Source organism: Massilia rubra (assembly GCF_011682065.1).
GTDB lineage: Bacteria > Pseudomonadota > Gammaproteobacteria > Burkholderiales > Burkholderiaceae_D > Telluria_A > Telluria_A rubra.
In genome coordinates this window covers 209,946-223,490 of sequence record NZ_VUYU01000001.1, presented here as the reverse complement: position 1 = coordinate 223,490, position 13,545 = coordinate 209,946, and the positions used below count along the sequence as shown (strand labels likewise).

General features: G+C 66.2%; 8 protein-coding genes. 7 read left to right on the top strand and 1 reads right to left on the bottom strand.

Features of this window, described 5'->3' with window-relative positions:
* Window positions 1–485: 485 nt before the first annotated feature.
* On the bottom strand, window positions 486–1,853 hold the full coding sequence (locus F0185_RS00965) for a FecR family protein (RefSeq protein WP_167220767.1): 1,368 nt from the start codon (window positions 1,851–1,853) through the stop codon (window positions 486–488).
* 358 nt (window positions 1,854–2,211) lie between these two features.
* Between F0185_RS00965 and F0185_RS00960 the strand changes: the two genes are divergently transcribed.
* The 7 genes from F0185_RS00960 to F0185_RS00930 all read left to right on the top strand — a co-directional run bounded on the left by F0185_RS00960 (window position 2,212) and on the right by F0185_RS00930 (window position 13,509).
* Window positions 2,212–3,975: a CHASE2 domain-containing protein gene (locus F0185_RS00960; RefSeq protein WP_167220765.1), complete on the top strand. Its 1,764-nt coding sequence runs from the start codon at window positions 2,212–2,214 to the stop codon at window positions 3,973–3,975.
* On the top strand, window positions 3,972–5,279 hold the full coding sequence (locus F0185_RS00955) for a tetratricopeptide repeat protein (RefSeq protein ID WP_167220763.1): 1,308 nt from the start codon (window positions 3,972–3,974) through the stop codon (window positions 5,277–5,279). Before F0185_RS00960 ends, F0185_RS00955 begins: the two co-directional genes overlap by 4 nt.
* A gap of 77 nt (window positions 5,280–5,356) precedes the next feature.
* Entirely contained in the window at window positions 5,357–5,686 is a 330-nt protein-coding gene (locus F0185_RS00950; protein ID WP_167221292.1) for a VanZ family protein, read from the top strand.
* Window positions 5,687–5,698: 12 nt separating this feature from the next.
* On the top strand, window positions 5,699–6,475 hold the full coding sequence (locus F0185_RS00945) for a Crp/Fnr family transcriptional regulator (RefSeq protein WP_229476650.1): 777 nt from the start codon (window positions 5,699–5,701) through the stop codon (window positions 6,473–6,475).
* Between the two features lie 266 nt (window positions 6,476–6,741).
* The gene (locus tag F0185_RS00940) at window positions 6,742–7,959 is read left to right on the top strand and encodes an alginate O-acetyltransferase AlgX-related protein (RefSeq protein WP_167220761.1); all 1,218 of its coding nucleotides are present in this window, start codon (window positions 6,742–6,744) and stop codon (window positions 7,957–7,959) included.
* Between the two features lie 92 nt (window positions 7,960–8,051).
* Window positions 8,052–9,470 carry an MBOAT family O-acyltransferase gene (locus F0185_RS00935; RefSeq protein WP_167220759.1) on the top strand — a complete coding sequence of 473 codons (1,419 nt, stop codon included), beginning with the start codon at window positions 8,052–8,054 and terminating at the stop codon, window positions 9,468–9,470.
* Window positions 9,471–9,702: 232 nt separating this feature from the next.
* The gene (locus tag F0185_RS00930) at window positions 9,703–13,509 is read left to right on the top strand and encodes an Ig-like domain-containing protein (RefSeq protein WP_167220757.1); all 3,807 of its coding nucleotides are present in this window, start codon (window positions 9,703–9,705) and stop codon (window positions 13,507–13,509) included.
* Window positions 13,510–13,545: the final 36 nt, after the last annotated feature.

Below are 13,545 nucleotides of genomic sequence, written 5' to 3'. Positions count from 1 at the left end.
GCGGCCCGGCGGGGTTAAATAACCCTCGCCTGAGCCCTTTTTTGCAGAACAGGGAGTATATTGCCACATCGTGGGGCGCGGGTTGTGATCACCATCACAAATCGCGGTTTATTCCGCTTTTTTTCCGACTATTTGATGAATTTGTTTTGATACTGAACATGTTTCTGCCTGTTTCTTGAGCACCTGCCGCCGAATTGGGCAATATTCCTCAGGATTGGCTTCTGGCGCTTGAATGAGGAATCGGGACAATATGCGCGGCCCGATTATGTCCGCCGGCATCCGCTTTTACCGGAAAGCGCGCCGCCCCCTAATCCAGGGCCGGCGCGGCGCCATGCAACCTTATATATGTCTATATATATGCACGGTGCGCGCCGCGCGCGCCCCAAAAGAAAACGGCCGCCATGCCGGCAGCCGTTTTTTACAGATCATCGCTCCCCTACCGGCGCCGTTTGCATGGGCGCCGGCGCAATGGCATTACAGCGGCATTAACGGGTCCAGCGCGCATAGCCCTGCGCGGTCCAGCCCTGCGCATTCCAGATGTCGCCATTAATGCTCTTGAAAATGAATTCCGCGCCATTGACTTTATCGCCGCCGGTCAGGTAGCCGCTCAGGGCGGTGTTAGAGTCCGGACCATGGGCCAGGGTGCCGTTGGACCACACCTGGCCGACGGCGCGCACCAGCAATTCACCTTCATGGCTGCGCACCAGCATCTTGGTCTCGAAACTCTGGGCGCCGAAGTTCACGTTCAGGCTGCCTTCCTTGATGGCGGCGGCCTGGGCGTCCCCCCCCTTGCGCGTCAGGCTGGCCGTTCCCTCGGCCAGCGCGAACGAAGCCTGTCCTTCGGACGGCAGGACCATTTTGGCGTCGAGGCGGCGCTTGATCGCATACGAGCCGACGAAGTAACCCTCGTCATAGGCCGGGTTCTTCAATTTGGCGACCACCTCCGGATCCGACACCGTGCCGGCGATGCGCTCGTAGCGCCCCCACAGCACTTCCGGGCCTTTTGGCACTTCCGGCACCGGCACCACCGGCACCAGGACCACCGGCGGCACCGGCGGCAGCACAGGGACCAGCGGCGGCTTGCTGATCTGGTTGATGGCGTCTTTTTTAGGGTCCAGGTTAACGGTCGTGCCGGGCAAGGCCGGTACCGTCGTGGCGGCCCCGACTGCGCGCCCGCTCGGCTCGTCGCTGCGCGGAGGCACCGCCTGGTCCGGGCTGTTGCCCGGATTGTTCAGCAACTTCGGCACCAGCTGGCCCTTCTCGACCTGCAACAGCATGCCCGGCTGGCCGGCGAACAGTTCGCGGCTGCTGCGCCCTTCGCACGGCCCGCCGCCTTCCGGCCCGCAGGCGCCGGCAAAGCCCGAGACCACCACGCCGCCGGAAACCACGGCCACGCGCGTGGTCAGCTGGTCGGTCGAGACGATAAAGTCGGTGCCGCGCACGCCAATGGCCGCCACCGGCGTATTGAAGCGGTAGTTCTGGCGCGACAACTTGACGCCCTGCCCCGAAATGCTGCGCGCCACCCCGTTGAGCAGCTCGAGCTTGACCCGGGTATTGGCCGGATTGTCAGCGTCGATCTTGTAGGCGATGATGCGGGCACGGCTGTTCGGACGCAAGATCAGGAAGCCGCCGTCGACGGTCTTCATATACACGTAACCCTGGGCGCCGGTACTGAGCTCGTCGCCCTCCTGGACCGCCGAATCGAGCACGGCCGCCTTGCTGGCGACCTGCACCTCGCCGGTGACGAACACGATGCGCCCCGCCTCGGCGGCGCCAGCCTGCCCGGCGGCGGCGAACGACAGCGCCAGTGCGAGGGGCAGATAGCGGAATGTGGCAATGGATTGATTAAACATAAATTCTCCCTGATGCCGGATTATGCGCCCGCAAAACCCTTCAAAATGTGTTGCTCGTCACATTATTGCATTCTGATACAAATCTTGGACGGTTCAGCAACATCTCTTGCGCCCTTTGCGGCCTATGATGAAGCTGCACCCTCGTACGTACGCGACATTGCGTTGAGAGTAATGTTGCAAAAAAACTTGCTTTGGTAGTATTACTGCCACTCTGGCGTTATACTTGCGTCATTTTCCAGGTCGCGCACCTGCGTCGGGAGCACCAATCCCGTCGGTCGGCGCGCCATACTCATTGGTCCACTTGCGCTCCTTCTCTCCCCCTCCCCTGCTGCACCTGTCGATTCCGTTGGCGGCGCTGATGCTCGCTGCCTGGGCACAACTGCCGCGCGGCGCCTCGGGGCTCGACGCCGCCGACGAATGGCTGCGCGACCGTTTCGTGGTGGCGCAGGCGGTCGATACGCCCGAGCAGCGCATCCTGGTGGTCGATATCGACGAGACCAGCCTGGCCACCCATCCCTGGCCCTGGTCGCGCGAGCGCCTGGCCACGCTGGTGGAAACCCTGATCGGCGACGGCGCGCGCGCGGTCGCGCTCGACATTTTGCAAGGCGAACCGGGCGACCCCGCCGGCGACATGCGCCTGGCCGTGCTGGCCGGGCAAGGCCCGCTGGTGCTGGCCCAGCTGTTCGACTACGAACAGCGCCCGCAAGCGCTGCGCTTCGGACGCCCCGCCGGCGGCGCGCCGTCGGCGGCGCCCGGCGCCGCCGTGCCGGCCTACGGCTTCATCGCCAACCATGCCGGGCTGGCGCAGGCGCCGCATGTGGGCAATATCGGGGTGCGTCCCGATTCCGACGGCGTGCTGCGCCGCGTCCCTATGTATACCTGGTTCGAACAGCGCCGCTTTCCAACCCTCTCGCGCGCGCTGCTCGACTGCTGCGCCGCAAGCGCGACGGCGACGGCGCCGGACCAGCGCGACGGCTACCAGCGCGTGCCGTTCAGCCGCTCGCTCGACGCCTACACCGTGGCCAAGGCCGGCGAGATCCTCGACGGCCGGCTCGACCCGGCGATGGTGGCCGGGCGCCTGGTGCTGATCGGCTCGTCATCCCTGAGCATCGGCGACCGCGTCGCCACCCCGCTCGGGCGTTCCAGCCCCGGCTTGCTGGTGCACGCCTCGATGCTCACCACCCTGCTCGACCAGCAGGCCGGCCTGGCCCCGGCGCCCTGGCCCGGACGCCTGATGGCGGTGCTGTTCGCCAGCGTCGTCGTGGTGCTGGCCGGCTACACCTTCGCGCGCCTGTCGGCCGCCGTCAATGTGCTGATGCTGGCGGCAGCCTCGCTGACCTGGCTCATGCTGGCCTACGGCCTGTCGGCCCACGATCCGGATTTTTCGGTGAGCGGCCCGCTGCTGTCGATCGGGTTCTTGCTGGCGGTGGGCGTGCCCTTCCACTGGCAGTTGGCCCAGTCCGGCTCGCGGCGCCTGCTCGACACCATGCGCCGCTACGTGGCCGGGGAAGTGGTCGATGAATTGCTGCGCAGCGGCCTGAAAGACCCGCTCGCCCCGCGCCAGCTGCAAGTGACCACCCTGATCGCCGACATGCAAGGCTACACCACCCAGGTCGAAGCGCTGCCGGTGGAAGAAGCGGCCAGGCTGACCACCGATTTTCTCGATTGCCTGACCCGCCCTGTGCTGGAAAACAAGGGCACGCTCGACAAATACACGGGCGACGGCCTGGTCGCCTTCTGGGGCGCGCCGATTCCGAACGCGCAGCACGCCGACCTGGCGCTGGACGCGGCCGCACGCATCCTGCGCGAAGTCGCCATCCTGAGCGCGCGCCGGGTGCGCGCCGGCGGCCAGCCGCTGCGCGTGCGCATCGGCATCGAAAGCGGCCTGGCCATGGTGGGCGACTACGGCACCTCTTTCCGCAGCATCTATACGGCGGTCGGCGACAGCGTCAACACCGCGTCGCGCCTGGAACAGGCGGCGCGCGACTTCCCGCACGATGTGATCATCGGCCAGGGCACGGTCGGCTACGCCACGCGCCACCGCTTCCTCAGCCTGGGCCGGCATGCGCTGCGCGGCAAGGAGCATCCGATCGAACTGTTTACGCTGGAGCAGCCGGCATGAGGCGCCCGACCCTGGCACTACTGCTGGCGCTCGGCGCCCTGGGCGCACTGGCCCCGGCGCGCGCCCAGCAGGGCGATGCGCCCGAGACGGCGGCGGCCGAGACGACGGCGGCGGCGGAGGCCCCGGCCCCGCTCAGCGACGAGCAGGCGGCCGAGGAAGAAAAACTCTACCTGGAAGCGCTGCGTTCGCTGTCCGAAGGGCGGCCCGACGAAGCCACCACCAAGCTTGGCCGCCTGCTGGAAAAGAACGCCCTGCACGCCGGGGCCTGGCTCGACCTGGCCATCAGCCATTGCGAACTGGGCAACAAGGCCGAGGCCGAGCGCCTGTTCGGGCAGATCGTGCAGCGTTTCCATCCGTCGGACGCGATCCTGGAACTGATCGCGCACTACCGCACCTCGGGCTGCAAGGGCCAGCGCGCCCATCCGCGCTCGATGTCGTTCAAGCTCGGCGCCGGCTACGACACCAACGTCAACCAGGGCTCGAGCAGCAGCGTGGTGCAGATCGGCGGCGCGGGCAATCTGAAAACCTACGATCTCGGCCCCGACTCGCTGCCGCGCGCCGATCATTTCAAGGTGCTCTCGGGCGACTTCAACCAGCCGATCGGCAGCCGCGGCATGCTCCTGATCGCCCAGCTGCGCGCCTTGCGCTACAACCAGGTCAAGAGCCAGGACACCGATTCCGTCCTGCTGGGACTGGAGAGCCCGTGGAGCGGCGCCGGCTGGACCGGGCGCGCCACCGCCGCCTACGGCCTGGTGCGCCTGGGCGAGGAGCTGTATCAGCGCCAGGCCCAGGTACTGCTGCGCGCCGTGCCGCCGGTCGACCTGGGCGAGTCGCTCGGCTGGTCGCTCAGCGCCGGCTACAGCAGCGCCATCTATCCGACCCGGCGCTATTACGATGCGCGCACGCTCGACCTGGGCACCAGCCTGGCGATCCGCAGCAAGCGATCGACCGTGGTCCTGTCGGCCGGCCTGCTGGCGGACCGGGGCAAGGAAGCGCGTCCCGGCGGCGAGCGCGACGGCTGGTACGGCGGCGCCAACCTGGTCGCGCTGATGGGCGATAAAGCCATCGGCGAACTGGGCGTGTCGCGCCAGTCGTGGCGCGGCGATCGCATCTATTCGAAAGACTTCATCGAAATCAAGCGCCAGCAAGACACCACCCAGCTGCGCGCCAGCCTGCTGTTCCCGGTCGGCACCCACAGCGCCGTGCAGCTGGAAGTGCGGCGCACCTTCAATCGCGAGAACATTCCCCTGTTCCAGTACGACAGCCGTTGGTTCCAGTTCAGCTGGCGCACCGACAACTGGTAAGATACCGCTCCAGCACGTTTGCTGGCGCTGGTACGGTACACGCCGGCGCCGGCGGAACGACTGTTGATGTGGATAAGATGACTTGGGAATTGATTGTGTTTTTACTGGCCACGGCCGGCATCGTGGCGGGCTGCCTGGTACCGAACGAATGGCTGCCGCCATTGCCGAACGATAAGCTCATGCATTTCCTGGCGTTCGGCCTGCTCGCCCTGTTGCTGGCACGCATGGTTCCGGGCGGCTGGTTCCTGCAACTCTGCCTGCTGGGCTTGCTGGGCGCCGCCCTCCTCATCGAAATCCTGCAAAATTTAGTACCCGGAAGAAAGTTTTGCTGGCGCGACATGGCGGCCAATGCCGCCGGCATCGCCACGGTGGCGCTGTGCGCGCCGCTCGCGCATGCCTATTTATGACGGAAACAGTGCATGAGTACAAATAATTTCATCGTTACCGCGACCAAGAACGGGGTCCCGCTCGGCCCCGAGGATGCCTCGGTGATGCCGGTGCCCAAGGATTCGCAGAACAAGGTCAGCGTTCAGATCCACCTGCGCAAGATTCCCCTGCTGGCCCAGCTGAGCGAGGATGAAATGCGCCAGGTCATGACCGACCTGCGCATCCGCACCTACGCCAAGCGCGACGTGGTGCTGCAAAAAGGCGCCAGCGGCGACAGCCTGCTGTTTTTGCTGTCGGGCCAGTTGCAAGTGATCGACGTGACCGAGGACGGCCGCGCGATCGGCTTGCGCATGCTCGCGCCGGGCGACTTCTTCGGCGAAATCGCCGTCATCAACGGCTCGACCCGCTCGGCCTCGGTCGTCGCGCTCAGCCCGGTGATGGTGGCGCTGCTGCCGCGCCTCACCGCCCTGCACCTGTTTTCCCATTCGCCGTCGGTGGCCAAGCACATGCTGCGCTTCCTGGCCGAAAAAGTGCAGCGCGACTCGCAATTTCGCGCGCTGCTGAGCATCCACAACACCGCCAAGCGCATCTACACCTTCCTCGAACTGATGAAGGAAAAGAAGGAAGGCGATGTGGAAGTGGTGGAAAACCTGCCGACCCACCAGGATATCGCCAACATGATCAACACCAGCCGCGAAACGGTGACCCGCACCCTGCTCGCGCTGGTGCAGCAAGGCATTGTCGAAAAGGGCACGCACCGCCTGATCATCCTCAACCCGGCCGAGCTGCACAAGCTGGCGCAGAACTGAGGCGCACCAAGGCCTGGCGCGATGGCGCCGCCGCCGCCGGCGCCAGCTTTGACTGGCTACCGCGAACTGAAATATTGTATACTGCGTATCGTTTTATCCGGTACATCAGGCGCAAGCGGCAGCGCGACCGAGCGCCGCCCACCCTGGCCAGGACGGCGCAACGCTTCCCGGCGGGCCAGCCATCGATGCGGGTCCACCAGGGCGCGTGCGCCACAGCAGCCGGGCCATCCCCCTGCCCGACCAACCCGCAAGGAATCGCAGCACCCATGAACGACTCTTCTTCCCCAGCCGTCCAGCCTGCGCGCGTGTCGCCGGGACGCGCCCAGTTGCCGGCATGGCGCCGGCGCAGCCGTGGCGCGCGCCATCTGCTGCGCCTGCTGCTGGTGGCCCTGGTCTTTACCGTCAGCCTGGTGCCGGCCCTGCCGAAACTGGCAGGCTGGCACAGCGCCAAAATTCCTCCAGTGGAAGAATTGCGTCCACTGGCGGCCTACCCGACCACCTGGGAAGGCGGTCTCTTCGATACCGACAAGAATTACGCGCGCTTTGAAAAAGCCTTCGCCGATCAACTCGGCTTGCGCAGCCTGATGATCCGCGTCAAGAACGAAATCGACTATCGCCTGTTCCGTACCTCGCGCCGCGTGTATTACGGCAAAAAGGGCGAACTGTACGGCCGCAGCATCGCCGAGGTCGAATTGCCGCTGACCGAGAAAATCCTCGGCACCCAGGCCGCGCAGGACGCCGCCCACGAAGGCGTGCTGGGCCTGGCGGCGCGCCTGCGCGCGGTGGGCGTCACCATGGTCCTGATGACGCCGGTCCAGAAACAGTATTTCACGCGCGAGCGCTTGCCCTTCTTCGCCCCGCGCGTGCCCGACGACTCGCATTTCATGCACTTTTACCAGCGCCTGAAAAGCACGCCCGAGCTGCATTTTGTCGATGTCGTCGGCTTGATGCGCGCCAACGAGGACAAGTTCGCGCCGTTTTTCAAGCAGGATTTTCACTGGTCCGAACCGATGGCCATGGCCACGGCGGCCGACGCGGTGCGCGTGATCGCCGAACTGGAAGGCTCGCCCGTGCGCTGGCGCCACCGGCTCGAACTGGACGTCAAGCCCTTCGTCGGCGTCGAAATGCGCTTTGCCGGACGCCTGAACATGCACAAGGACGTGCTCGAGCCGCAACTGAAGACAACGTGGACCGCGCTGCACCAGCGCCGCCAGTTCGATCCCGCCGCCACCGGCCTGGAATTCGATACCGCCACCGTGGAGCGGGCCGACCTGCTGCCGCCGACCTGCATGTACGGCAACAGTTTCAGCGACGGCATGCTGGTCGCCGGCCTGATCGAGCATTTCCAGAAATTCACCAAGATCAGCCGCGCCCAGGAGCTCAAAGAGGTCGCGCCGCTGATCGCGGGGCGCTGCAAATACCTGATCGTCCAGGTGCTCGACATCCAGGCCGACCGCTGGGCGGCGTTCACCGTCAAACGCTGACACCACGACCGGCCTTTCCCTTCGGCGCACAAAGGCGCTGACCGATAACTCTTTTGCCGCGCGGGCCACAGGCCCGCGCCCACGGATCACCCATGGTTTTTTCTTCTCCCGGCTTCCTGTTCCTGTTCTTCCCGGTGTTTTTCGCCTTGTACTTCGTGCTGCCGAGGGCTGCCCGCAACAGTTACATTTTGCTGGCCAGCTTCGCCTTCTACATCCTGGGCGCGGGCGCGCTGACCGTGGTGGCGCTGGTGCTGCTGCTGCTGAACTTCATGCTGGGCCAGCTGATCGGACGCCTGCGCCGCGCCGCAGCGGAGCGCGCCGCCACACTGGCGCTCGGCGCCGGCATCGTGATGAACCTGGCGCCCTTGATCTTCTTCAAATACCTGCTGTTCCTGGCCCAGGTGCTGCACGACATCTCCGGCGCGGCGCCGTTCGCCACGGCGGCCACCTGGAAGATCATCCTGCCGCTCGGTATCTCTTTCTACGTGTTCCATTTCCTCTCTTACCTGCTGGACGTGCATGCGCGCCGCATCGAGGCCGAAACCAGCATCCAGAAGTTCGCCATCTACATCTTTTTGTTCCCCCACCTGATCGCCGGCCCGGTGGTGCGCTACGCCGAGGTGCGCGAGCAGCTCAACCTCAAGTACCGGCGCCTGGTCGGCAGCGACGTATTCTGGGGCATGGTGATCTTTTGCATCGGCCTGTCCAAGAAAATGCTGATCGCCGACCCGCTCGGCGCGGTGGTGGACGTGGTGCACGGCCCCACTGTGGCGATGAGCACCTACGCCGCCTGGCTCGGCGCGCTGTGCTACTCGTTCCAGATCTATTTCGATTTTTCCGGCTACACCGACATGGCCATCGGCATGGCGCGCATGATGGGGTTCCGCTTTCCGCGCAACTTCAACCGCCCGTACGCGGCGGCCAGCATCACCGAATTCTGGCAACGCTGGCACATGACCTTGTCGCGCTTTTTCCGCGACTATGTCTACATTCCGCTGGGCGGCAACCGGCGCGGCAACCTGGCGACCTACCGCAACAGCTTCATCGTGTTCGGCCTGTGCGCGCTCTGGCATGGGGCCGCCTACACATTCCTGATCTGGGGCCTGGGGCACGGCGCACTGCTGGCGCTCGAACGCGCGGGCGTGCTCAATTCGGCGCGCTGGCGCCTGGGCAGCCTGCCGGTGTTCGTGCTGGCCACCTTGCTGTGGGTGCCGTTCCGCGCGGTCGACCTGGGCCAGACCGGCAAGCTGCTCGGCGCCATGAGCGGGCTCGATCCGGCCGTGCCGCTGTGGCAGGACGCCAACCGGGTGCTGGCGGACCCCAAGGTGATTTTCCTGCTGGCGCTGGCCGGCGTGATCTGCCTGCTGGGCGACAAACCATTCCAGCGCCTGCGCCGGCGCAGCCTGCGCCAGCCCTTGATGATGGGCCTGTACGCCTGCCTGCTGTATGCGCTGTCGTGCCTGGCGGTGGTCGAAGGCGGCTTCAATCCGTTTATCTACTTCCAGTTCTGAGCGGGGCGGCGGCGCGCCGCCACACGCCGCATTCTGAACTTGCAGAGAATCAATGTCCGTGGAAAACGAGAAAGCCGGCTTGTGGCGGGAAAACATCGTCCATCCACCCTGTTCAATTGTGCGGAGAAAGCAACGGTTTTGTCGGGTGTAAGATGAATTTGCATCTCAACCCCGCTGGAGAACCATCAGCAGTGCGCGGGGCGGCCTTACTCACAAGCAAGGAGACCGTTCAATGCCTCAACCGACCTATGCCAGCGCGAATGGCTATATCAGCGAAAATTTTTTCAGCATCATCTTTGACACCGAGCTCGATGCTGCCAATCCGCCGCCAACGAGCGCCTTCCTGGTCCAGATCAACGGTAGCGGCGCCGCAGTATCGGCGGTGTCCGTCGACAGCGCTGCCAAGATGGTCAGGCTGACCTTTACCGCAAACGCCCTGACCGCCGGCGACATCATCGAGTTCAGCTATACCGACCCGAGCGGCGGCAATGACGTCAACGCCGTGCAAGGCCTCGATGGCACCGACAGCGCGACCTTCTCCAACACCACCATCGTCTTCGGCGGCCGTCCCGGTCCGGCCGCGCCGCCCCTGCCGTCGCTGGCGAGCGCCAGCGACAGCGGCAGCCTCGGCGACGGCATCACCAATATCGGCACGCCGACCCTGAACGGCACCGCCCTGGCCAACGCCACGGTCAAGCTGTACGACACCGACGGCACCACCCTGCTGGGCAGCAGCACGGCCGACGGCAGCGGCAACTGGAGCATCACCAGCAGCCTGCTGGGCGACGGCAGCCATACCTTGAAGGTGACCCAGACCAACGGCGCCAACGAGACCTCGGCGCTGAGCGCCGGCCTGAGCCTGACCATCGACAGCGGCGCCAATGCACCGGCGCAACTTGCGCTGCAGGCAGGCAGCGACAGCGGCACCATCGGCGACGGCATCACCAATGCCGGCACCCCGGTCATCACCGGCACGGCCGAGGCCAACGCCACCGTGCGCCTGTACGACAGCGACGGCAGCACCGTGCTGGGCACGACCACAGCCAACGGCGCCGGCGCCTGGAGCATCACCAGCAGCAACCTGCTGACCGGATCGCACACGCTCAGCGCCAAACAGACCGACGCCGCCGGCAACGTCTCGCCCGCCTCCAACGGCTTCGCCTACATCCTCGACACCATCGGCCCGGTCGGCATGGCGCTGAGCACCACCTCGGTCGACGCCAGCAGTGCCACCAACGGCAGCACGGTGGCCACGCTGTCGTCGACCGACATCACCAGCGTACAGTACGGTTTTGCGGTCGGCAACGGCACCATCGACGCCGACAATGCCAAGTTCAGCATTTCCGGCACCAGCCTGGTGGCCAGCCAGAACCTGCCCATGGGCGCGTACCACATCTACCTGAAGGCGACCGATGCCGCCGGCAACGACGCCTTCCAGATCTTCACCATCAACGTCACGAACACCCCCAGCGTCAGCGCCATCGTGCGCGCCGGCGGGGCCGCCGTGGCGGTACCCGCGGCTGATACCGCGGTCAGCTACGCGGTTACCTTCAGCCAGAGCGTGACCGGGGTCGACGCGAGCGACTTTACCCTGGTCACCAACGGCACGGCCGCGGCGGGCATCACCTCGGTCACCGGCAGCGGCGCCAGCTACACCGTGACGGTGGGCGGCCTCGGCGGCGACGGCAGCGTGCGCCTCGACCTCAATCCCAGCGGCACCGGCATCGAGAATGCCAACAATGTGGCCATTGGCGGCGGCTACGACGGCGGCGAAACCTATGTGCTCGACCATACCGCCCTGGCGCCCACGGTCCCGGCCATGACCAGCGCCACCGACACAGGGGTCTCGGACAGCGATGCGATCACCAGCAACGCCACCCCCGTATTCGAGGGCAAGGCCGAGCCGGATGCCACGGTCAGGCTGTACGATACCGATGGCACCACCCTGATCGGCACCGTCATGGCCGACGGCAAGGGTAACTGGAGCATTCCCAGCAGCATGCTCAGCGCCGGCCAGCACACCGTTACCGCGCGCCAGACCGATCTGGCCGGCAACGTGTCGTCCGCCAGCGGCGCGCTGACCGTCGTCATCGATACCGGCGCGGCGCCACTCGGCGCGCCGCTGCTCACGCCCAAGAGCGACAGCGGCGTCGCGGGCGACAACCTGACCCGCTTCGCCACCCCGACCCTGAGCGGCAGCGCCGAAGCGTATGCCAGCGTACAACTGTTCGACAGCGACGGCACCACCGTGCTCGGCACCGCCATTGCCGATCCGAATGGGGTCTGGAGCATCCCCACCAGCGTACTGGGCGACGGCAGCCATACGATCACCGCCAGGCAGACCGATGCGGCCGGCAATATATCGGATGCCAGCGCCGCGCTGACCTTGATGATCGACACCGAAGCGCCGGCCGCGCCCGCCGCGCCCAGCCTCGCCCCAGCCAGCGACAGCGGCACGCCGGGCGACCTGGTGACCAATGTGAGCACCCCGCGGCTGACCGGCAGCGCCGCTCCCAACGCCAGCGTCACCTTGTACGACGGCGATGGCGTGACGGTGCTGGGCACCGCGCTCGCCGACGCCGGCGGCCAGTGGAGCATGACCACCCTGCCGCTCTCGCTCGGCTACCACGCGCTCACGCTCAAACAGGGCGATGCGGCAGGCAACCTGTCGCCGGCCAGCCCCATCATGGGCCTGCTGATCGAGGCGCCGCCGCTGCCGCCGGTCATTCCGGTGCCGCCCACGCCAACGCCACCGGTGCCCGTGGTGGCGACGGTCGATGGCGTGCCGGTCTCGACCGTTGCAGTGACCCTGCCGGGCGGCGCCAGCGGAACCCAGACCGTCATTCCGGTGGTGAGCGGCGAGCGCGCGGAATCGAATGGCGGCGCCAGCACGGCCGACATCGCGCTGGCCACCAGCAGCGGCGGCAACCTGCTGCTGGCCCAGCTCGCAGCCGGCGTCGGCCTGACTGCCAGCGGCGGCCCGAGCCAGGCTGCCGGCAATTCGACCGAGCACCTGATCCAGGCCATCCTGGCGTCCACGCCGGGTCATCCGGCCGCCGACCAGTCTCACCTGACCGGCAACGGCGTGGTCTTCCTGGGCAAGCTGGGCGCCAGCCTGCCCTTGCTGGTCGAAACCATCGTGGCCGTCGGCGGGGCCAACAGTGCATCGGGCGCCCTGACCCTGACCGGCACCAGCAGCGCGACCCAGGCGACGGCGCTGGTGGTGGACGCCACCAAGCTGGCGGCCGGCAGCCAGATCGTCTTGAATGCGGTTGACTTCGCCGCCATCGTCGGCGCCGCCAATGTCAGCGGCAATACCGAGGGCCAGATCCTGACCGGCGACGCCGCCAGCCAGACATTTAGCACCTCGGCCGATACCGCCTATATCTTCTCGGGAGGCGGCAGCGACAGCCTGCGCCTGAACTGGGCGGTGGGCAGCGCCACCCGGGCGGCGGCGGCCGAGCCGGCGGCCACGCCCTTGCCCACCATCCTGCATGGCGGACTCGATGCGGACGCCGGGGTCTTCATGGGCAACAGCGGCGACTACACCATCGCGCGCCACGAATCGTACGTGGCCATCACGCCCAAGGACCAGCCGCAGCACACGGCCCTGGCGATCAACCTGGAAAGCCTGGTGTTTGCCGACACCACCATCGCGCTCGAGCACCGCGGCGAACAGAGCGCATTGGCCGGACTGTACAAAAACGTGCTGGGACGCCAGGCCGACTACCAGGGTTTCGAGTTCTGGGCCCAGGCCGAGAAGAGCGGCGTAACCCTGGGCCACATTGCGCTGGAGATCATCAGTTCGCCCGAAGCGCAGTTGCTGAACAAGGCGCCCTTCAACGGCTTCATCGAGCATGATCTCAATCTGCTCTACCAGAGCATCTTCGGCCGCCAGAGCGATGCGCCCGGACTGGCCTTCTGGCGCGCGGCCATGGAGCAAGGGGTGAGCCTGGAGCATGTGGCCGACGAGTTCCTGCATTCGCCCGAAATCGCGGCGCATGTGGTGGCGCCGCTGCAGTGGGACTTTATCGTGTAGGTGCCGCCATTGTCCGAGGTGGGTAAGCCCATCTCG

What these genes read in the sequence shown, in the direction of transcription:
- F0185_RS00965 (WP_167220767.1), bottom strand. Translation starts at nt 1,853, where the DNA reads ATGTTTAATCAATCCATTGCCACATTCCGCTATCTGCCCCTCGCACTG.
- F0185_RS00960 (WP_167220765.1), top strand. Translation starts at nt 2,212, where the DNA reads ATGCTCGCTGCCTGGGCACAACTGCCGCGCGGCGCCTCGGGGCTCGAC.
- F0185_RS00955 (WP_167220763.1), top strand. Translation starts at nt 3,972, where the DNA reads ATGAGGCGCCCGACCCTGGCACTACTGCTGGCGCTCGGCGCCCTGGGC.
- F0185_RS00950 (WP_167221292.1), top strand. Translation starts at nt 5,357, where the DNA reads ATGACTTGGGAATTGATTGTGTTTTTACTGGCCACGGCCGGCATCGTG.
- F0185_RS00945 (WP_229476650.1), top strand. Translation starts at nt 5,699, where the DNA reads ATGAGTACAAATAATTTCATCGTTACCGCGACCAAGAACGGGGTCCCG.
- F0185_RS00940 (WP_167220761.1), top strand. Translation starts at nt 6,742, where the DNA reads ATGAACGACTCTTCTTCCCCAGCCGTCCAGCCTGCGCGCGTGTCGCCG.
- F0185_RS00935 (WP_167220759.1), top strand. Translation starts at nt 8,052, where the DNA reads ATGGTTTTTTCTTCTCCCGGCTTCCTGTTCCTGTTCTTCCCGGTGTTT.
- F0185_RS00930 (WP_167220757.1), top strand. Translation starts at nt 9,703, where the DNA reads ATGCCTCAACCGACCTATGCCAGCGCGAATGGCTATATCAGCGAAAAT.